General features: G+C 61.6%; 17 protein-coding genes. 6 read left to right on the top strand and 11 right to left on the bottom strand.

All coding sequences use genetic code 11. The features are described from left to right. Positions 1 to 8 precede the first annotated feature (8 nt). The 3 genes from JKA62_RS19930 to JKA62_RS19920 form a co-directional block, all read right to left on the bottom strand. Positions 9 to 1,295 carry an ATP-binding protein gene (locus JKA62_RS19930; protein WP_201819132.1) on the bottom strand — a complete coding sequence of 429 codons (1,287 nt, stop codon included), beginning with the start codon at positions 1,293 to 1,295 and terminating at the stop codon, positions 9 to 11. Then, positions 1,296 to 2,003 (bottom strand): winged helix-turn-helix domain-containing protein, encoded by a 708-nt coding sequence (locus tag JKA62_RS19925; protein ID WP_201819130.1) that lies wholly within the window; start codon positions 2,001 to 2,003, stop codon positions 1,296 to 1,298. A gap of 140 nt (positions 2,004 to 2,143) precedes the next feature. Then, on the bottom strand, positions 2,144 to 2,752 hold the full coding sequence (locus JKA62_RS19920) for a tRNA-(ms[2]io[6]A)-hydroxylase (protein WP_011334764.1): 609 nt from the start codon (positions 2,750 to 2,752) through the stop codon (positions 2,144 to 2,146). A 159-nt stretch (positions 2,753 to 2,911) separates the two neighbouring features. Between JKA62_RS19920 and JKA62_RS19915 the strand changes: the two genes are divergently transcribed. After that, entirely contained in the window at positions 2,912 to 3,775 is an 864-nt protein-coding gene (locus JKA62_RS19915; RefSeq protein ID WP_011334765.1) for a universal stress protein, read from the top strand. A 45-nt stretch (positions 3,776 to 3,820) separates the two neighbouring features. On the opposite strand, the gene JKA62_RS19910 is transcribed toward JKA62_RS19915, so the two are convergent. Next, on the bottom strand, positions 3,821 to 4,291 hold the full coding sequence (locus JKA62_RS19910) for a DUF1289 domain-containing protein (protein WP_039767141.1): 471 nt from the start codon (positions 4,289 to 4,291) through the stop codon (positions 3,821 to 3,823). A gap of 468 nt (positions 4,292 to 4,759) precedes the next feature. Here JKA62_RS19910 and acnB point away from each other — a divergent pair, with 468 nt between their 5' ends. Then, on the top strand, positions 4,760 to 7,369 hold the full coding sequence (gene acnB / locus JKA62_RS19905) for a bifunctional aconitate hydratase 2/2-methylisocitrate dehydratase (RefSeq protein ID WP_041475328.1): 2,610 nt from the start codon (positions 4,760 to 4,762) through the stop codon (positions 7,367 to 7,369). A gap of 162 nt (positions 7,370 to 7,531) precedes the next feature. Here the strand turns inward: acnB and JKA62_RS19900 are convergent, their stop codons facing one another. Next, complete coding sequence (locus JKA62_RS19900; RefSeq protein ID WP_064380500.1) at positions 7,532 to 8,812, bottom strand: HAAAP family serine/threonine permease; 1,281 nt, start codon at positions 8,810 to 8,812, stop codon at positions 7,532 to 7,534. A 255-nt stretch (positions 8,813 to 9,067) separates the two neighbouring features. Continuing rightward, entirely contained in the window at positions 9,068 to 9,238 is a 171-nt protein-coding gene (locus JKA62_RS19895; protein ID WP_181457877.1) for a hypothetical protein, read from the bottom strand. 503 nt (positions 9,239 to 9,741) lie between these two features. Here JKA62_RS19895 and JKA62_RS19890 point away from each other — a divergent pair. Together JKA62_RS19890 and JKA62_RS19885 are read left to right on the top strand one after the other, a co-directional pair. After that, positions 9,742 to 10,125: a tautomerase family protein gene (locus tag JKA62_RS19890; protein WP_011334771.1), complete on the top strand. Its 384-nt coding sequence runs from the start codon at positions 9,742 to 9,744 to the stop codon at positions 10,123 to 10,125. Between the two features lie 172 nt (positions 10,126 to 10,297). Continuing rightward, on the top strand, positions 10,298 to 11,266 hold the full coding sequence (locus JKA62_RS19885) for a 2-hydroxyacid dehydrogenase (RefSeq protein WP_011334772.1): 969 nt from the start codon (positions 10,298 to 10,300) through the stop codon (positions 11,264 to 11,266). Here JKA62_RS19885 and tssA read toward each other — a convergent pair. The 5 genes from tssA to JKA62_RS19860 are packed head-to-tail and all read right to left on the bottom strand — an operon-like array spanning position 11,263 to position 18,773. After that, positions 11,263 to 12,351, bottom strand: a complete 1,089-nt coding sequence (tssA, locus tag JKA62_RS19880; RefSeq protein WP_011334773.1) for a type VI secretion system protein TssA — start codon at positions 12,349 to 12,351, stop codon at positions 11,263 to 11,265. The two genes, JKA62_RS19885 and tssA, sit on opposite strands and share 4 nt — an antisense overlap. Further along, complete coding sequence (locus tag JKA62_RS19875; RefSeq protein ID WP_201819128.1) at positions 12,348 to 16,169, bottom strand: type VI secretion system protein; 3,822 nt, start codon at positions 16,167 to 16,169, stop codon at positions 12,348 to 12,350. Before JKA62_RS19875 ends, tssA begins: the two co-directional genes overlap by 4 nt. Continuing rightward, positions 16,166 to 16,930: a DotU/TssL family secretion system protein gene (locus JKA62_RS19870; protein ID WP_011334775.1), complete on the bottom strand. Its 765-nt coding sequence runs from the start codon at positions 16,928 to 16,930 to the stop codon at positions 16,166 to 16,168. The genes JKA62_RS19875 and JKA62_RS19870 overlap by 4 nt, the downstream gene beginning before the upstream one ends. 18 nt (positions 16,931 to 16,948) lie before the next feature. Next, a complete protein-coding gene (gene tssK, locus JKA62_RS19865) occupies positions 16,949 to 18,280 on the bottom strand; it encodes a type VI secretion system baseplate subunit TssK (protein ID WP_201819126.1) in 1,332 nt (443 codons plus the stop codon). Positions 18,281 to 18,326: 46 nt separating this feature from the next. Further along, complete coding sequence (locus JKA62_RS19860) at positions 18,327 to 18,773, bottom strand: hypothetical protein (RefSeq protein WP_039767163.1); 447 nt, start codon at positions 18,771 to 18,773, stop codon at positions 18,327 to 18,329. A 228-nt stretch (positions 18,774 to 19,001) separates the two neighbouring features. Between JKA62_RS19860 and tssB the strand changes: the two genes are divergently transcribed. Together tssB and tssC are read left to right on the top strand one after the other, a co-directional pair. Beyond that, a complete protein-coding gene (gene tssB, locus JKA62_RS19855; RefSeq protein ID WP_007958861.1) occupies positions 19,002 to 19,544 on the top strand; it encodes a type VI secretion system contractile sheath small subunit in 543 nt (180 codons plus the stop codon). Between the two features lie 29 nt (positions 19,545 to 19,573). Then, entirely contained in the window at positions 19,574 to 21,058 is a 1,485-nt protein-coding gene (gene tssC / locus JKA62_RS19850) for a type VI secretion system contractile sheath large subunit (RefSeq protein ID WP_007958864.1), read from the top strand. Positions 21,059 to 21,124 lie beyond the last annotated feature (66 nt).

The raw sequence follows: 21,124 nt of genomic DNA, 5'->3' as shown, positions 1-21,124 counted from the left end.
GAGACTCATCAATCCAGATGCGCCCAGGTCATGCGGAACGAAGCGCCGCCCCACGGCGAGTCGCCGACCTCGACCTGCCCGCCATGGGATTGCGACACCCGCCGCACCAGCGCCAGGCCGAGGCCGAAGCCGCCCGTGCGGCGGTCACGGCTGGCGTCCAGACGCGAGAACGGTTCGAAGATTTTCTCCCGCCCTGCCAGCGGCACACCCGGCCCGTCGTCGTTGACCTGCACTTCGTATTGATCGCCAACGCGCACCAGCGACACCTCGACCCGCTGCTCGGCATACCGGATGGCATTGCGCAGCAGATTGATCACCGCACGCGCCATGAAACGCGGTTCGATCCGCACTTCGTCGACCCGGCAATCTACGATCAACAGCTGCACCCCGGCCGCCTCGGCTTCCAGCGCCACGCTGCCGACCACGCTGTCGAGCCAGTTGGCAGCCTGAATGTTTTCGCGGGTGATCACCGTCGCGCCGCGCTCGAGGCTGGCGTAGGTCAGCAGTTCGGAGACCATTTCTTCCAGCTCGCCGAGGTCGGCGTACATGTCGGCGATCAGTTCGCGGTTCTGGCTGGCGTCCGGTTGCTGCTTGAGCTGATCGAGCTCGAACGACAACCGGGCAATCGGCGTGCGCAGTTCGTGGGAGACCGCGTTGGTCAGTTCGCGCTGATTGGCGATCAGGCCTTCGATGCGCGCCGCCATCAGGTTGAAGTGGCCGGCCAGGTCGCGGATGTTCGAGCGCTTGGACAGCTGGATCCGTACCGAGAGGTCGTTGTCGCCGAAACGCTCGGCGGCCAGCCGCAGTTTTTCCAGATCGCGCCAGTGCGGGCGAACCCAGAAGTACAGGACGATGCCGAGCAGCACCGCCAGCATCAGGTAGGCCCCGGCAATGTAGAACGGCATCAGGCTCGGCTCGGGCGGCAGCTTGATGCTGAGCAACTGCGAACCCCCGTCGATGTTGCTGATGAACTGGGTGTAGTCGTCGCGGATCACCAGCAGATCCTGAGCCAGTTCGGCTTTTTCCTGATCGTTGAGCTTTAGCTGGTCAGCCTCGATCAGGCTCAGGGTCAGCCCGTAGTGCGGTCGCAACGCCTCCAGTTGTGCCTCGCGCGCCGCGCCCTGCTGGTCGCGCATGTGTTCGATCAGCGACCAGGCCTGACCGCGCACCGCCTCGCGGTTGTAGGCCTGCATCTGGTTGTCGAGCAACGCGTTGAAGGTGTGTTCGACGGTTTGCAGCGCCGCCACCAGCCCGACGGTCATCACCAGAAACAGCCCGAGAAATAACCGCAGCATCTACAACTCCCACGCAAACGGATTGAACAGGTAACCCTTGCCCCACACGGTCTTGATGCACACCGGTTCGCGGGGGTTGTCCTTGAGTTTGTTGCGCAATTTACTGATGTACACGTCGACGCTGCGGTTGAGGCCATCGAACGCGATGCCGCGCATGCGGTTGAGAATGTCATCGCGCGACAGGATCTTGCCGGCGGCGCTGGCCAGCAGCCACAGCAGTTCGAACTCCATGGTGGTCAGTTCGATCACCTCGCCCGCCAGACGCACTTCGCGGCAACTGCGGTCGATGATCAGATTGCCGAATTCCAGCGAGCTGACCACACCGCTGTCCGGCACCTGCCGGCGTTGCAGCGCGCGCAGGCGTGCGAGCAGAACTGGCGGCTTGATCGGTTTGATCACGTAGTCGTCGGCCCCGGACTCAAGGCCCAGAATATGGTCGAGGTCATCTTCCTTGGCCGTCAGGATGACAATCGGCGTGTCCGACACGCTGCGGATTTCCCGGCACACGTGCAGGCCGCTCTGCCCTGGCAGCATCAGGTCGAGCACCACCACTTTGGGCTTGAATTCGAGAAACGCGGCCACGGCCAGGTCACCGCGATGCACCGTGCGTACCTCGTAGCCGTGTTGTTCGAGAAAGTGGGCGATCAGTGCGGCCAGCCGCTCATCGTCTTCCACCAGCAGGACTCTGCCAAAACCCAGGTTATCCATAACAACCGCCGCCGACCGCTTTGTGAAGTGGGCGACATTATGCGGGCATTCACTGGCGAGGCGTTTATCGCAGGCAGCAAAAACCGGCCTCCGGGGCCGGTTTTCGTTGATGTTTCATACTCTTAAGAGTTTTTAACAATTCATGCCGCGACGGGTACACCACTGTGGAAACGGAATTCCTCGTCCGGCGACTCGATCAGGTCCTGCTCGGCGGCGCGGACTCTCTCGATCACCTGGGCGATGTCCTTGGCGTCACCGTACTGGTAGGCCAGTTTCAGGTAACCCTGGAAATGCCGGGCCTCGCTTTTCAGCAGGCCGAAGTAGAACTTGCCGAGTTCTTCGTCCAGATGCGGCACCAGCGCTTCGAACCGCTCGCAACTGCGCGCTTCGATAAAGGCGCCGACCACCAGGGTGTCGACCAGTTTCACCGGTTCATGGCTGCGCACCACTTTGCGCAGGCTCGAGGCATAACGGCCGGCGTGGAGCTGGCGCAGTTCGATCTTGCGCCGCTTCATTATGCGCATCACCTGCTCGTGGTGCACCAGTTCTTCCCGGGCCAGACGCGACATCATGTTGATCAGATCGACGTGGGAATGGTACTTGGCGATCAGGCTCAACGCGGTGCTGGCGGCCTTGAACTCGCAGTTCTTGTGGTCGATCAGCAGGGTTTCCTGATCGGCCAGCGCGGCCTGGACCCAGGCGTCAGGCGTGCGGCAACCAAGGAATTCGTGGATTTCGGGAAGGATCATGGGGCTCACGGTCAAAAGGTGTTCGAGCGAAGGGCGCCGATTATACCGGCCTGCCCGCAGACCACCAGCCGCGCGCGTTGATATGCATCAAGTCGCAGACGGATGCGCAGCAACTATAGTTGTGCAACGCCGTGCCTTTTCATTGCTGGAGACTCACTCATGCAAGCCATTCGCAGCATTCTGGTGGTCATCGAACCCGAACACGCGGAAAGCCTGGCGCTCAAGCGCGCCAAACTGATCGCCGGGGTGACCCAGGCCCATCTGCACCTGCTGGTCTGCGACAAAAAGCACGATCACGCCGGCATGCTCAGCGTGCTCAAGGCCGCGCTTTTGGCGGACGGCTACAGCGTCACCACCGAACAGGCGTGGAACGAGAGCCTGCACGAAACCATCATCGATGTGCAGCAGGCTGAAGGCTGCGGGCTGGTGATCAAGCAGCACTTCCCCGACAGCCCGTTGAAAAAGGCCCTGCTGACCCCGGCGGACTGGAAACTGCTGCGCCACTGCCCTACTCCGGTGCTGCTGGTGAAGACCGCCGGTTCGTGGAAGGACAAGGTGATTCTGGCGGCCGTCGACGTGGGCAATGCCGATGGCGAACATCGTCATCTGCACACCACGATCATCGACCACGGCTTCGACATCGCCAGCCTGGCCAAGGGGCATTTGCACGTGATTACCGCCCATCCGTCACCGATGCTGTCGGCCGCCGACCCGACGTTCCAGCTCAAGGAAACCATCGAGGCGCGTTATCGCGAGCAATGCCGGGCGTTTCAGGCTGAGTTCGACATCGATGACGAGCATTTGCATGTCGAGGAAGGTCCGGCGGACGTGTTGATTCCGTTCATGGCGCACAAGCTGCAGGCGGCTGTGACGGTGATTGGCACCGTGGCGCGCAGTGGCGTATCCGGTGCCTTGATCGGCAACACGGCCGAACAGGTGCTGGATCAGCTGGAGAGTGATGTGCTGGTGCTCAAACCCCAGGAGGTTGAAGACCATTTGGTGGAGTTGGCGGTGAAGCATTAAGCATTGTTGTCATCCTGTGGCGAGCACGTTCGCCACAGGTAATGCTCAGTCGCCCAGCGCATCCTTCAGAAATCCGGGTGCGATGTAGCGCTGATAGTGCGCTTCCGACAGCAGGAAAAATTCCCGATCAATGGCATCGCGCAGTTCCGGCAGGTTCCAGTCGCGAAATTCCGGCAGCAATACCATTCCGTAGGCTTCCAGATTAATGATCACCCGCGCGCCCCGGGCGATCAGCTGATACGCCCAGCAATATTCCGACTGATGCGGCACGAAGCGGATCTTGCGCTGCTCCAGTTGCAGACGCAGGCGCGCCGGATCGAAGACCTCGACCTTGCTCGCCATCACTTGTGACAGCAATTGCTCAAGACGCAGCCACACCGCACGCTTTTCTTCCTCGTTGTAACCGTTCCAATGGATCACTTCGTGGTGGAAACGCTTGCAGCCACGGCACACCAGATCACCGTAAACGGTGGAGCAGAGGCCGACGCAGGGGGTCTTGATGGTCTGATTGGGCATAAATGGGCAGAACACTTGAAACGCGGAACAGGTCGGCATGTTAGCCCTTTGTCCGCCATTCATCACCCCTCAAACGTCAGGGGCAAGCGCTGGATCAAGGTTTGCCCGAGCCGCGCACAACGCAACCAAAGTCCAATAGAGCGCGACTTACCTTTAAATTTTTTTTGCCGTAGAATCAGCCAGCCTTTTTAGGCGCCAATGTCCGTTAGAAGCTGTTTTCAAAGCGTCACGAGCACAGTCGTTCCTTCAGAGCGGTGTTGGCGTAGGGTTTTTCCAGCGGGGAAAAGCCCAACGCCAACCCTCATCAGCTCCCCGTTCTGCAGGCGTAAAACTTTGAAAGCAGCTTCTGTAAGGAATGCCCGGTAATTCTGGCTAAGCGGCCCACAACGCCACGCAGCGCATGAGTACGAGCATTTCGGGATGAGCGTCCCGGACACCCATTTGGGACCACTGATGAGGGTAATAACTGTGCTTGAAGCCTACCGCAAACATATCGAAGAGCGTGCAGCCCTGGGTATCGTTCCCCAGCCGCTTAACGCCGAACAAACTGCAGGCCTGGTCGAGCTGCTGAAGAATCCTCCGGCTGGCGAAGAAGCTTTCCTCGTTGACCTGATCACCAATCGCGTACCACCAGGAGTGGACGAAGCCGCCTACGTCAAGGCCGGTTTCCTCTCCGCACTGGCCAAGGGCGAAGTCTCCTCCCCTCTGCTGGACAAGAAGCGCGCTGTAGAACTGCTCGGCACCATGCAGGGCGGCTACAACATCGTGACCCTGGTTGAACTGCTGGACGACGCCGAGCTGGCGCCAGTGGCCGCCGAAGAACTCAAGCACACCCTGCTGATGTTCGATGCCTTCCACGACGTGGCTGAAAAAGCCAAGAACGGCAACGTTCACGCCAAGGCCGTGCTGCAATCCTGGGCTGACGGCGAGTGGTTCAAGAAGCGCCCTGTACTGGCCGACAAGATCAGCCTGCGCGTCTTCAAGGTGACTGGCGAAACCAACACCGACGACCTGTCCCCTGCCCCGGACGCCTGGTCGCGTCCAGACATCCCGCTGCACGCCCTGGCCATGCTGAAAATGGCCCGTGACGGCATCGTTCCGGACGAGCAAGGCAAGACCGGCCCGATGAAGCAGATCGAAGAAATGCGCGGCCAGGGCTTCCCTATCGCTTACGTCGGTGACGTGGTCGGTACCGGTTCCTCGCGTAAATCGGCGACCAACTCGGTGCTGTGGTTCTTCGGCGACGACATCCCTTACGTGCCGAACAAGCGCGCTGGCGGTTTCTGCTTCGGCAGCAAAATCGCTCCGATCTTCTACAACACCATGGAAGATGCCGGCGCACTGCCAATCGAGTTCGACGTATCGAACATGAACATGGGCGACGTGATCGACCTGTACCCGCACGCTGGCAAAGTCTGCAAGCACGGTACCGACGAAGTCATCACCACCTTCGAAATGAAGACCCCGGTCCTGCTGGACGAAGTCCGCGCCGGCGGCCGTATCCCGCTGATCATCGGCCGTGGCCTGACCGAGAAGGCTCGCGCCGAACTGGGTCTGCCAGCGTTCGACCTGTTCAAGAAGCCGGAAGCACCGGCTGAAAGCACCAAGGGCTTCACCCTGGCGCAGAAAATGGTCGGCAAGGCTTGCGGTCTGGCAGAAGGCAAAGGCGTTCGTCCTGGCACCTACTGCGAACCGAAGATGACCACCGTAGGCTCTCAGGACACCACCGGTCCAATGACCCGTGACGAACTGAAAGACCTGGCGTGCCTGGGCTTCTCCGCTGATCTGGTGATGCAGTCCTTCTGCCACACCGCGGCTTATCCAAAGCCGATCGACGTGACCACCCACCACACCCTGCCTGACTTCATCATGACCCGCGGCGGTGTTTCCCTGCGTCCGGGCGACGGCATCATCCACTCGTGGCTGAACCGCATGCTGCTGCCGGACACCGTCGGTACCGGTGGTGACTCGCACACCCGTTTCCCGATGGGCATCTCGTTCCCGGCCGGTTCCGGTCTGGTCGCGTTCGCCGCTGCCACCGGCGTCATGCCGCTGGACATGCCGGAGTCGATCCTGGTGCGCTTCAAAGGCAAAATGAAACCTGGCATCACCCTGCGTGACCTGGTTCATGCCATTCCTTACTTCGCCATCCAGAACGGTCTGCTGACCGTCGAGAAGAAAGGCAAGAAAAACGCCTTCTCCGGCCGCATCCTGGAAATCGAAGGCCTGGAAGGTCTGACCCTGGAACAGGCGTTCGAACTGTCCGACGCCTCGGCCGAACGTTCGGCTGCCGGTTGCACCATCAAGCTGTCGAAAGAGTCGATCACCGAGTACCTGCAGTCCAACATCACCCTGCTGCGCTGGATGATCGGCGAAGGCTACGGCGATGCCCGCACCCTGGAACGTCGTGCTCAAGCGATGGAAGCCTGGATCGCCAACCCGCAACTGATGGAAGCCGATGCCGACGCCGAATACGCCGAAGTCATCGAAATCGATCTGGCCGACATCAGCGAGCCTGTACTGTGCGCGCCGAACGATCCGGACGACGCCCGTCTGCTGTCCAGCGTTGCTGGCGAGAAGATCGACGAAGTGTTCATCGGTTCGTGCATGACCAACATCGGTCACTTCCGCGCTGCCGGTAAACTGCTGGATCAGGTCAAGGGTCAGCTGCCAACCCGTCTGTGGCTGTCGCCACCGACCAAGATGGACGCTCACCAACTGACCGAAGAAGGCTACTACGGCATCTACGGCAAGGCCGGCGCCCGCATGGAAATGCCAGGCTGCTCGCTGTGCATGGGTAACCAGGCACGCGTTGAGCCGAACAGCACCGTGGTGTCGACCTCGACCCGTAACTTCCCGAACCGTCTGGGCGACGGCGCGAACGTCTACCTGGCCTCGGCTGAGCTGGCGTCCGTTGCTTCGATCCTGGGTCGCCTGCCGACCGTCGAGGAGTACATGGAATACGCTGGCAAGATCGACAGCATGGCGGCCGACGTTTACCGCTACCTGTCCTTCGACCAGATTGCCGAGTTCCGTGAAGCTGCTGCGAACGCCAAGATCCCTGTCGTTCAAGCCTAACGCTGCAACGCAATGAAGAACGCCGCCCATCGCGAGATGAGCGGCGTTTTTTTATGCCTGCTGAACGATCAATCACAAACCATACAGGCACAAAAAAGGCCGGCCTGCGAGGCCGGGCGGCCTTTCTGTTTCACAAGATCAAACGGGATCCTGTGTTGAACCTCAAGCAGTCAGCGAGTAGATCAACGCCGAAATCGCCACCAGACCCACTGCGGTGACAAACACGTTCGACATCTGCCCACGATAACGGGCCATCGCCGGCACTTTGCGGATCGCGTACATCGGCATCAGGAACAGGATCGCCGCGATGACCGGGCCACCGATGGTTTCGATCATGCCGAGGATGCTCGGGTTCAGGGTCGCCACGATCCAGCACACTACCAGCATGAACGCCGCCACAATGCGATCCAGCGCCTTGGCGCCCGGACGCTTGCCGCTTTTGACGATCAAGCCTTTCAGGCCTTCGCTGGCACCGATGTAGTGACCGAGGAACGACTTGGAGATGGCCACGAACGCAATCAGCGGCGCCGCGAACGCGATGGTCGGGTTGCTGAAGTGGTTGGCCAGGTACGACAGGATCGACAGGTTCTGCGCCTTGGCTTGCGCCAGTTGCTCCGGCGACAGGGTCAGTACGCAGCTGAAGACGAAGAACAGCACCATCACCACCATCAACAGATGGGCGCGGGACAGTATCTGCGAGCTACGCTCATCCGCGTGGACGCCGTATCGACGCTTCTGGTCCACCGCAAACGCCGAGATGATCGGCGAGTGGTTGAACGAGAACACCATCACCGGAATCGCCAGCCACAGCGTGTGCAGCAGCGCCGACGGCGCCGGCACTTGCGAAGCGGTGGTCAGGATGCCGCCGTTCCAGTGCGGAATCAGATACACCGCCAGGAACAGCAGCGCGACGATGAACGGATACACCATAAGGCTCATGGCCTTGACGATCACTTGCTCGCCGCAGCGCACCACGGCCAGCAGGCCGAGAATCAGCACGAACGACAGCAGCGCGCGCGGTGGCGGCGTGATGTGCAGTTGGTGCTCGAGGAAACTGGCGACCGTGTTGGTCAGGCCAACGCTGTAGATCAGCAGGATCGGGAAGATAGCGAAGAAGTACAGCAGGGTGATCAGCGCGCCGGCCTTGATGCCGAAATGCTGTTCCACCACGTCTGTGATGTCGGCGCCTTCGCGACCGGAAAGCACGAAGCGGGTCAGGCCGCGGTGTGCGTAAAACGTCATCGGGAAGGCCAGCAGCGCGAGGATCACCAGCGGCCAGAAGCCACCCAGACCTGCGTTGATCGGCAAAAACAGGGTACCGGCGCCGATGGCCGTCCCAAACAGTCCCAACATCCAGGTAGTGTCATGGCGATTCCAGCTCGACAGTTCGGCTGGTGCTGCCGCCTCAAAGCGTTGTTCGACGCTATTGGCCTGATCATTCATCCGGTCGGATCTCCGCATTCCGGTCACTTGCCACTCGGTCAGGACGCGTCGGAAAAAACCGACAGACATGCTCCGGCCGAAACAGGGGCGCGATTCTCCGCGATAAATGAGCAGAAGCAAAGACTTAGCTGAGGAATGGTTGTACGGATCAGATCGGAGGCTTGTCGTTTTCAGGAAAAATCCTGTCGGCGCCAGATACGCGACATGTCGTTTTATGACATGCACCGGCGCCGAATGAGCCATGGGAAAGCCCGATCAGATCGATCGGGCCAATATGAAGCCGAGGAACATGCAAAAGATGCCCAGACCCATCAACCCCCAGATCGGGCGCATTTCTTTCCTGTTTTTGATGCGTATTTTTTCGGCCCACTCATCGTGTTCGCGTTCCAGTTGTTCCATTCTGGCTTTGGCGTCATAGGTGCTCATATGGATTTCCTTTTGGGTCATGTGTCTGAAGATTGCGAAAACGAACGCTCAAAACTTGAAAAAGACGCCTGCCAATGCCGCGCTTGCCGTCAACACGCCGGCCACCACCGCGACTGGATAAAAATACGTCTCCCAAGTTCCGCCAGAAGCTTCTGCCGCTCAGCTATCAGTTTTCGCGTTTCGTTATGCAGCCTGTCGAGTTCCAGGTTTTCGCGGTTGTTCTGAAGCATTGGCCTTCCCTGGCTGATGGCTATTTCCGTCCGGATTACTGCTTCGTCATGAAGAACGCATCCCGCCCTGCTCTCTATAATTCCGCGCTTCTCACCCTGCCGTATAGCGGATGAGTCCGGCAGCACTCGTAGGCAACATCCGTAAATCCCGCAGGACGGTGCGTCCATTTCCTAACGTTTTTAAACAACCTCACCGACTGGCATTTTTCGGCTATACCCAATGGCGAATTGACCGACATACCCGTCCAGCCCCCTCGCCTGTGGAGCCATCCCATGCCTCTCGTCCGCGTCGACATCAAGAAAAACCCGGACCCGACGTTCGCCAAACGCATTGGCGAAGTGATCTACGCCGCCCTGCGCAGCGAGATCAATGTGCCGGAACACGACAATTTCCAGGTGCTGGCCGAGCACGACGACCAGCACTTCGTCTATGACCCGCAATACCTGGGGATCAAGCGCAGCGACGGCATCGTGTTCATCCAGCTGACCATCAGCGAAGGCCGCACCGTGGAAATGAAACAACGGCTGTTCCAGACCATCGCGCGCAACCTGAACCAGCAACTGGCCGTGCGTCAGGAGGATGTGTTCATCAATCTGGTGGAGGTGAAAAAAGAGAACTGGTCGTTCGGCAACGGCATCGCCCAGTACGTGACCTGATCCTGTGACCACCGGCGCCGACATCACCTTCTGACGAAGCACCCGCGCACTCCCCGCGTCAGCTCCTACACTGCCTGATGCGGGGCCGCGCCAGCCATTGCCAAACCGCTCTGGAATCAGCACTCTGAACCGACTTTTGCGCCCGAAGACCGACGATCACAGGAGCCGAGCAATGCCCGCCACCGTTCTGGTACTGGTTGAAACCATCAATGACTATTTGCCGATCCTCGAACGTCAGGGTTTTCACCTGATTCTCGCGCCGACCCCAGCCGAACGCGCGCAAGCCATCGCCACCCACGGGGCGCGGATCGACGCGGTACTGACCCGTGGCCCGCTGGGCTTATATGCTGAAGAAATCGCGGCCTTGCCCGCGCTGAAAATCATCTGCGTGATCGGCGCCGGTTACGAGCAGGTCGACCTGCAGGCCGCCAGTGACCGTGGGCTGACCGTGACCAACGGCGCCGGCGTCAACGCTTCGTCGGTGGCCGACCACGCCATGGCGATGCTGCTGGCGCTGGTGCGCGACATCCCGCGCTGCGATGGGGCGGTGCGTCGGGGCGAGTGGCCGAAGATCATGCGCCCGTCGCTGGCCGGCAAGCGCCTGGGCATTCTCGGTCTGGGCGCGGTGGGGATGGCGATTGCCAAACGCGCGGGCCTGGGCTTCGACATGGAGATCAGCTACCACAACCGTCAGGTGCGCAGCGACGTGCCTTACGCGTTCTGCTCGACCCCGACCGAACTGGCCCGGGCCTCGGATTTTCTGGTAGTCGCCACGCCCGGCGGCATCGGCAGCCAGCATCTGGTGACCCGCCCGGTGCTCGATGCTTTGGGTCCCAACGGTTTTATCGTCAACATTGCCCGCGCCAGCGTGATCGCCACCGCCGATCTGATCAGCGCGCTGGAACAACGGCGAATTGCCGGCGCAGCGCTGGATGTGTTCGATCACGAGCCGCAAGTACCCGATGCGCTGAAGAGCCTGAGCAATGTGCTTCTCACCCCGCACGTCGCCGGGCTGTCACCGGAAGCCACTCAAGGCACCGTGGAGCTGGTGGGCAAGAATCTGGTGGCGTTCTTCTCCGGGCAACCGGTGCTGACGCCGCTGCAGTTGCCGCCGAAACTGAACAACCAGCGCGTGCACTAAAGCACGCCGAGCAAAGTCCACAGACGCCGGGATTCGGCGTCTGCCGAAATCAGCTCGCCGAGCAGCTCGCTTAACGGCTTGTTGCCCCATTCCACCCCGCGCCGGATCAGATACGGCACCGGGCTGTGGGGTTCGGTGCGGGCCAGGTACTCGGCGATCAGCAGCAATTGCCGATAAGCCTCTTCTCGACTGGCCGGTTCGCGCGGCACTGGCGCGGCTTCGGGCGTGGCCGCGACAGACGCTTCAACCGGTGAGACTGCGACCGGCGCAGGCGGCGGTGCCGACAGTGGTTGTTGTGGGTGCATGGCGATGAACTCCTGAACCAGTGTCAACAACGCTTGAAGGGTGTCCTGCAACGGACCGAGCCCCGGCCCCTGATCTCCCAGATACGCATCGCACCAGGCATCCAGACGCTGCAGGTGTTGCAGGCTCAGCAGCAGATTGCCTTGATGGCGCAGCCAGAACGCCATGGGCGTGGCCCGCACCTGCTCGATGAGCTTCTTGTGTTCGCTGCGCGCAGTTTCGGCCGACGCCTTGGCGCCTTTGGAGTCGTTGGCCTGCACCTGCTGCACCTGAATCCGCCGCCAGGTTTCGAGGGTATAACTCTCAAAATCGCTGTTGTTGGCGCCAAATAAAGGCACCCGGGTCAGCAGTACTTCACTGTAGCGACGCACCAGCCATTCCAGCGGAATCGCCCGCCACGACTGGTCACCGTCGCCGGCCTGCGGGTGCAAATGTTCGGGATAGCGCTCACACAGACCGGTGATCAGCGCCAGACTGCCCGGCAGTCCATCGAGTGCCTGCAAATGCAGCCAGGCCTCGCCCAGCCAGGCACTGAGCATCAGGTCCTTGCTGCGCTCGAGCAATAGCGTGGTGGTCAACCGCTCGACTTCCGGCCAGTTGGCCCGTTTCAGGGTCGACTGCCAGACACCCGTGGGCAGACTCGCGTCGTCCTCGCGGCGCAGATCGCGCAACTGGTCGTACTCGCGCTCATAACGCAGATCCGCACCACAGGGCGCATCGTCGCTGATGGGCGCAAGCAACTGATCGATCAGGTCCGGCAACGGGGTCGAGGGCAGGCTCACAAATCCTCCTTCTGGGCTTCAAGGGCGGCGGTGGTGCCGGTCACCTGGAACGGTGAACGCGGCGCGCGGGTCGGCAACGGCGGAATCGACAACGGCAGTTTCGAGCCCTGGCTCATCAGCGACACGCGCACGAACATCCGGGTGAATTCGCTGGTCACGCTGTCATTCTGCGCGGTAACCGGCAGGCGCAGGCTCAACGGAAAATCGGTGTAATCCATGCTCGGCTGGCGTTGTACCGAGAAGTGCGCACGCATCAGGCGCAGCAGCGACCACGGCCCGCCATACTCCCAGCCGGCCTCCAGATCGCGCACCACCAGGTTTGGTTGCAGCGGGTCGTTGACCGGACGCTCCTTGCCGTTGCGCGCCCAGCGCAGGGTCAGGCGGATCGGCTGGCCGGGCATCCAGCGCAGGTTCGGCTGATCGGCAGCGGGATAGTTGATCTGCTGATTGCCGGCCAGCAAGCCCCAGGCAATCACCTGATCGGCGCCCTTCTCTTCTTCGCGATCAGTGCGCCAGCGCACGTCCAGCTCGACGCCGAGAATCCCGCTCTTGTCGCGTACGAACAGCGGCGTCAGCCAGACGCTGGCCTGTTTCACCCGGTTGAGAAAATCTTCCGCCGCCAGCCGCTCCGGGGTCTGGCTCAGGACCAGTCCGGCCTGGGCCACCGGCAAGCGCTTGTCGATGATTTCCAGAAAGTGCTGGACCCGCGCCGGGTCGGCATCCTGCGCCTGCACGCCGTTGGCGAACGGAAAGCGGTCAGCCAGGTACTGATTGAAGTAGCCGGCCAGTTCGTTCCACGCGGCAGCCGCCTGTTGCTGTTGCAGAAACTGGCAGCGTTGCAGGGCCGACTGTTGCAACTCCACCGCCCGCATCGCCAGGGTGCCGCGCCCGCCGGTCAGATTGGCGGTCTGCAACACCTGCACGCAGGAGCCGGTGTCCATTTCAATGAAGTCGCGGCTGACCAGTTGCTCGATCTGCGCCGGCGAACTGGCCGGGTTGGAATCCTTGTACTTGAGCAATTCGTCGTTGAGCGCGCTGAACTGGGTCACGCGCTCGTAATCCAGCGCCGACAGATTGCCCTGCTGGGTCTTCAACCATTCCAGCGCCGGGGCGCGACGCTCGGTGATGCCGAGCATGGTGTTGAATTGCTGCTTGAGGCTCAGCTTCAGATCCTGCACGTCGCTCGCGCCATAGAGTTGCAGGCCGAGGTTTTTCGAGCCGTCCCACTGGCTGATTTCCGTGCGGCCACCGAACAGCGGCTGCGCGGTGATTTCATCCAGCCCGCCAACGATCTGCGCCATCGCCCGGCGATTCAAGGCCCCTTGCAGACGCGCCGCCAGATCACTGCGATGGACTTCGATAAAGGCTTTTTGCAGGTTCATCGCCTGTACCGCCTGCACGTTGAACACCGCGTAAGGATGAGTCTGATCATCATGATCCTTGAGACTCAACCACATCGCCTGTGCGGCGGCGGTTTCGGCCGCTTGCAGCAATGCTTCACGGTAGGCCGGCGGAATGCGCGGCAGTTCTTCGGCAACGTAGCTTTTATAACTCGCGAAATAATTCAGCGATTCGTTGAGGTCATCGCCGTCCACGGTCTGGCCTTGCCGGTTGACGCTGTCCTGGCTGGCACGCAGGGCAATTGAAACGAAGTCACGCTTGAACAGCGCCTGCACCGCGTTGTTGAGCTTGACCACCTGATCCTGCAATGCCAGTTGCCCGCTGCCCTGCTGCACCAGCAGATTGCCCCGCGAACCCACTTGGGCGATCCATTGATCGCGAAAACTCTGCTGCAACTTGCCGGCCTGCGCATCGAGCTGCTGTTCCACGGCCGGGCCGAGCAATGAACTCTTGCGCACCTTGTCGAGAAACTCGCGATAACCCGGCACCAGCTCCTGCCCCTTGCCGCGACTCCAGGTCGAGTTGGTCAGGGCGATCGCCGCTTGCAAGTCATCGATCAGCGCGCGCAGGTCTTCCAGTTCGGCAAGGCTGTTGCCACTCCCGGCTTCAAGCTGTTCCAGATGCAACTTGAGGTAGCCGGCCTTGCTGACGAAGTTGTCGGCCAGAAAATACTGATCGAGCCAGCGCTCCATAAGCCCGGTGAAATTGCTGACGATCAACGGCCGCTCAACGCTCAGATCCAGCGCCTGCAAGTCGCCGCCATCACTGGCCGCCAGCAGCCGGTTGTAGTAGGCGGCATGGGGCAAGGTGCCGACGTTGAGGTTGAGTGACAGCGCGCTGTTGCTCAGTTGCGCCAGATCTTCCAGCGGCGCCCGCTGATCGTTCTGCACTTGGGCGAACAACTGGTTCTGTTGTTCCAGACGCAAGGCTCGCTCGACCAGATCCGTGGCCTTCTGATAATTCTGCCACTGCGCCGGGTCTTCGCTTTCGACGCTGGTGCGCCGGTCGGTGGCGCGGATCGCCTTGATTTTCGCCAGCTCCGCGACCAGCAGATCGTGCAGCGGTTGCAGCATGTGGCGCTGGGTCGACCTGAACACTTCCTGTTCGAGTCGCCCGTCCAGCGAGGAAAACCACGACGTCGGAAAGGCCAGCGAAACGTAGTGCCAGTGCGGCGCCCGTTCCAGCACCCGCCAGAAGTTCTGCACGTTGCGCCGGGTCGGCTCGACCCGATGCTCGTCATCGATCACCGCCACGTAATTCTTCTGCGCGCCTTGCAGCAGCCGCGCCAGTTCATGCGCGTCCTTGACCGACGCCTGCCAGACCCAGAGCATCGCCACCGCCCAGACCACCCCGACCACCAGCGCCACCCCGGCAGTCACTCGTTGCCAGCGCTGGCGCAAGCGCAACAGGCGCGGCACGCCTTGGGCCAGTCCACGTTCGCCGACTATTCGCTGGCGCCACAACTGACGCACAAACGCACTTTGCTGCAGGCCGCTGTCATCGGCAGAAAAACCGTCCAGCGCATCATCGGCCGGCTGATTGGCCGTCAGGTAAACGCCACGAAAACACGGTGCCTCGCCCTGAGCGTTGCCTTGAAAAACCGGTTCCAGCACGTTCTGCAAACCACGCCGCAGAGTTTCCAGACGTTCCGGCAAGGCGTACAGATCCGCACTCAAATGCCCGGACAAGGTGCCGATTTCGATCACCGCCTCCGCCACCGCGCGGTGTAGCCGATCCAGCGCCTGATCGCTCCATTGCCCCTGCCACACTGCATCGCGGGCATAGGGCGACGACCAGCCCAAGGTGCGATCGCGAGCCTCGTCCGGCAACGCGCTGATCAGTTCCTGAAATCCCGGCAGTTCTTCCAGCCCGGTGATGACCACGTACACCGGCAGGCTCAGACCAAAGCGCTGCAACAGATCGATGAAACGCCGACGCGCCGCCAGACCGAGTTGCGTGGCCTGCTCCAGATTGCTCAACCGACTGACCGGCACTGTCCAGATCACCCCGTCCAGCGGGCGCTTGCTGCGCAGGCGCAGGATCAACCCGAGCAGACGCCACCAGCCGCCGCGTTGCAGGTGCATGCCGTCTTCCGGCAGAAACAGCGCCTGCGGCACCACCAGCACCGCGCCTTCGGAGTCCGACCACCAACGGCCGAACCACGCCGGTTTGTCGGTGGGTTGCAAACGCCATTGAGTGGCGAGCTGGGCGCCCTGGGTTTCATCGCCGAGCATCAGCAGCCACGGCATCTGATAACGGTCGTGGGCGCCCTGCTCCTGCTCCATGTGCCGCACGGCGGCGTAGAAACTGCGAATCGCCGCGCCGCTCTGGGTGCGCAGCCACCACACCGCCACCGCGATGATCACCAGCAGCAGAAGGATGGCGACCACCCAGGCCACGATCGTCAGGGTACTCATGAGTCTTGCTCCGGCGCCGCCAGCGTGTCGGGCGCCTGCAACACCGGCTCCAGTTCCTGGCGGATGTCACGCCACAGAAACTGCCCGAGCCCGGTCAGCAGCAGAATCATCGCCAGAATGCCCAGCGCCAGACGAAAGCCATCGGGCAACGCCGTGCGTACCGGCAACTGCAAGGGTGTCGCCATCGAGGGCTGTACCAGTCGCTGACTGACAGCGGCGTAATCGGCCTCGTCCTGCCAGGCAAACGTGAACAGGGCCCGCCGCCATTTTTCCCGTTGCACCTGGCCCTGCTCACCGCGCAGGCGTCCGTGGAAACCGAGGATCAGGCACTGCAAATACACGTTGGCCAGATCGCGGGTGGTGGGCTGCTGTTCATCGAGTAGGGTCTGGATCGCCGCCGGCACTTGTTCGCCGGCCTGACGGCTGGAGTACAGTCGCGACTCCAAGGGCTTTTCCTGCCAGGCGCTTTGGCCTGGCCACGGGCTGAACAGCAGGGTCTCATCGACCAGTGCGACAAAGGCATACACCAGCGCCTTGACCTGTTCAGTCGCCGAATCGCCGACCCGGGCAAACGCGGTGCGCCACAGCCGTTGCGAAGCCTGGGTCGAGAGCTCGACCACGGTTTCGACCAGCGCAGCTTCGTCCTCGCTGTCCTTGGGCAACTGGCTCCAGTCCTGCGACCACTGCTGCCACGTCTGGCGGAACGCACTGCTTAGCGGAGCGTCCTGCAACCCGAGGCTTGCGGCACTTCCTTGCGACATACGACGTTCCTTGTGTGATCAGGCACGTTCACTGTTCTGGGCGACAAACAACACCACTTGCCACGGGCTGCTGGTCAGCTTGGTGGCCGGCGCGGCGATCATCAGCGGCAGTTGCGCGTCGAACCAGCTGCCTTCGGCGGTCACCACGAACAGCCGGGTGTCGTCGCCGACGCTGTAGGCCACCTGTTCGCTGCGGCTCATGGCCTGATGCGTCAGACCGCTCATCCGTTGACGGCTGAGCAAGGCAATGTGCGGCGCCGAAGCGATGATCGCGCCGCGCAGCCATTCGCCGGCCGCCTGCTCGCTGGCACCGTTGGGCATGCGCAGGCCAATGACCAGACGCTGGCTCGGTTGCTCGTCCGGCAACTGAATGGAAAAGCTCTGCTCACCGCGCTCGAACGCGATGCTGCGGTAACCGGCGCGGATCAGTTCCAGGGTGTTTTCCAGCCAGTCGAGCAGCGGATCGTAACCGCGCTGCAATTCGAGAAAATCCAGTGGCGCAAAAGCCGGCACACCCGCCAGCGGATCCAGCGCCGACCACGCACCGGCGAGTCCCAGCAATTGCACATAAATGCTTTGCGGATGAGCGACACGGCTGATCAGCGCCCCTTCCACCTCCGGCAAGCGCGCCCACAACGCCGTCATCTGCCGACGGATTTCCAGCGCGTCATCCTGATTGCCGGCCTGCTGCGCCTGGCGCAATCGCCCGCCGAGAAACAGGCACTTCTCCCGCGCCCTCGCGCAGAGCCCGACCACCCGCCGACCCAATGGGGATTCTGGCAGCAGGACCGGTGTCGGCGGCGTGTACGGCAACGGCAGGAAACCGCCGCCCTCCTTGCGGATTTTCAGCAGCGGCAGGCAGATTGAATCGGCTTTGTTGAGTTGCGTACACAGCCGTGGATTGGGACGCCACACCGTGATCGATTCAGGAAATTCGCCGCTGGTGAGATCCGGTAACGCCTCGCCGACCACCGATTGCAGACGCCCCTTGAGCGGCAGCAACTGACCGGCGCGCCACAGCGGACTGATCGCCAGATAGACCGTCACCGTCGCATCGTCCGTGGCGTCGATCGCGGCAGCGACGTCCAGCTCCAGCGTCGGGTCGACGCCGACTTGCAGATTGACCGGCAGACCGTCCGGCATCGTCCCTTGCAACGACAGCACCCGCACCACGCCGGCGCTCATCGCCGACGGATCGAACTCCATGTGGCTGACGCCGAAAAACCACGGATTGCACGCCTGAGCCAGATGCGCGCCGAGCGCCTCGGCCCGCAGGCCCTGTAACTGAAAATGCTGGGGCAGCAATTGCATGCCTTCATGCCAGCAGACCGCGTCAGGTAGCAGACTCATACGACTCCCTTCGACTGCACCGCGAACCGGCGGCGGACGGTGTGTTTCAGTTTTCCTTGCTGACCAGGCTCATCTCGCGACTGTCGAACTTGAGCCATGCATCGCTCTGATCGTCCAGCCGCAGGCGGTGCGCTCCGGGAGTGTTATAGCTGGCGAAGACCAAAAGTCCAGCCGCCCGCTTGCCCCCCAAAGGGAACGGCTGGCGGTCGATGAATTGCCCCGGCACCAGCTCCAGTCCCCACACGCTCATCAGCTGACGATAGTCACGCTGATACTGCTCGCGCTCGGCAAACCACTGACGGGCACTGATGCCCGACAGTTGCTTGAGCAGATCCGGATCGTTGACCGCGATGAAGTCCACGGCGATCGGGGTGTCGTCATTGGCCTTGGGCGCGACGTCGAGGGTCAGGCTGTCGAGATCCACTTTCGGCCCGAAAAACGAACAGCCGGCGAGCAGCGCGAACCCGATCGTTAGAAAAAGTCGTGCAGACAAAATGAATTTTCCTTTTCGCCAGTCAGTCCAAAAAAGTTTTTCGCTTGCATTTTTATAGACCTGTTCTAGCGTCTTGGGTAGTTCGGTTCCTACAGCCGAATGAGGAAGGTTTGTCAAAGGAACGACAGGTCATCTGCCACCCTTTCTAACCTGTGGTCCAGCAAGGGAAAGCGATGAACGGGCCTCCCCGATGCATTGCGCCCGCTCATCGCATCGGAGTCCGCCGACATGGCAGAAAGTACCCAGCACAAGCTCGACCGGGTTCGCCCGCCCCGAGTGCAAATCACCTATGACGTCGAAATCGGCAACGCCATCGAGAAAAAGGAATTGCCGCTGGTGGTCGGCATCCTCGCCGACCTCTCGGGCAAGCCGCTCGAACCATTGGCAAAACTGACCGAACGCCGTTTCACCGAAATCGACCGCGACAACTTCAACGACGTCCTCGCCTCCATCGCGCCCCGCGCCACGCTGCAAGTCAACAACACCCTCAGCGGCGACGACAGCAAGCTCAACATCGAACTCAACTTCAAGCACATCGACGACTTCGACCCGGTCAAGGTGGTGGAGCAAGTCACGCCGCTGCGGCGCCTGTTCGAAGCCCGCCAGCGCCTGCGCGACCTGCTGACCAAACTCGACGGCAATGACGATCTGGACAAGCTGCTGCGCGACGTCATCGCCAACACCGAAGGCTTGCAAGAGATCAAGTCGGCCCGCCCGGACACCGCTGTCCCGGCCGCTGATGCCGAAGCTCCGGCCGAACCGCAAGCCTGATCGTCCACCTGACCGAGGAAGAATTCGCCATGCCCGCCGCCGCCCAGAATCAAGCCAGCGAAAATGCTGCCGCCGAGACTTTATCCCTGCTCGATCGAATCATCGCCGAGGGCCGCATGGCCCATGACGACAGTCAGCAGGATTACGCCCGCGACATGCTCGCGGAATTCGCCACCCAGGTACTCGACGAAGGCATGGCCATCGACAAGGACACCGTGGCGATGATCAACGACCGCATCAGCCAGATCGACGAGCTGATCAGCGCCCAGCTCAACGAAGTGCTTCACCACCCGGATCTGCAAAAACTCGAAGCGTCCTGGCGTGGCCTGCACATGCTGGTGCAGAACACCGAAACCAGCACCCGGCTGAAACTGCGCCTGCTCAACGTGACCCAGAAAGAGCTGCAGAACGACCTGGAAAAAGCCGTCGAATTCGACCAGAGCGCGCTGTTCAAAAAGATCTATGAAGAGGAATACGGCACCTTCGGTGGTCACCCGTTCAGCCTGCTGGTGGGCGACTACACCTTCGGCCGCCACCCGCAGGACATCGGCCTGCTGGAGAAACTGTCGAACGTCGCCGCCGCTGCCCACGCGCCGTTCATTGCCGCCGCCAGCCCGCGTCTGTTCGACATGAACAGCTTCACCGAACTGGCCGTGCCGCGTGATCTGTCGAAAGTGTTCGAGAGCCAGGAACTGATCAAGTGGCGCTCGTTCCGTGAAAGCGAAGACTCGCGTTACGTCTCGCTGGTGCTGCCGCACTTCCTGCTGCGTCTGCCTTACGGCCCGGACACTTCGCCAGTGGAAGGCATCAACTACGTCGAAGACACCAACGGCACCGACCACAGCAAATACCTGTGGGGTAACGCCGCGTGGGCGCTGTCGCAACGCATCACCGAAGCCTTTGCCAAGTACGGCTGGTGCGCGGCGATCCGTGGCGCTGAAGGGGGCGGCGCGGTGGAAGGCCTGCCGGCGCACACCTTCCGCACCAGCTCCGGCGACCTGTCGCTCAAATGCCCGACCGAAGTGGCGATCACCGACCGCCGCGAGAAGGAGCTCAACGACCTCGGCTTCATCGCCCTGTGCCACAAGAAGAACAGCGACGTCGCGGTGTTCTTCGGCGGCCAGACCACCAACAAATCCAAGGTCTACAACACCAACGAGGCCAACGCCAACGCACGGATCTCGGCGATGTTGCCGTACGTGCTCGCGGCCTCGCGTTTCGCCCATTACCTGAAGGTGATCATGCGCGACAAGGTCGGCAGTTTCATGACCCGCGACAACGTGCAGACCTACCTCAACAACTGGATCGCCGACTACGTGCTGATCAACGACAACGCTCCGCAGGAGATCAAGGCGCAGTACCCGTTGCGTGAAGCGCGGGTGGACGTCACCGAAGTCGCCGGCAAGCCCGGTGCCTATCGCGCGACGGTGTTCCTGCGGCCGCACTTCCAGCTCGAAGAGCTGACCGCGTCGATCCGCCTGGTCGCGACCCTGCCGCCACCGGTAGCCGCCTGACCCGCCTGCGCCCGCAGGATTTCCTGCGGGCGCTCCCCTGTTTGCCTGGCACGACACCTTTCAGGA

The organism is Pseudomonas sp. B7 (assembly GCF_016735645.1).
Classification (GTDB): Bacteria; Pseudomonadota; Gammaproteobacteria; order Pseudomonadales; family Pseudomonadaceae; genus Aquipseudomonas; species Aquipseudomonas glycinae.
The sequence above is the reverse complement of the archived record's forward strand: the minus strand, read 5'-3'. Positions and strand labels throughout refer to the sequence as shown.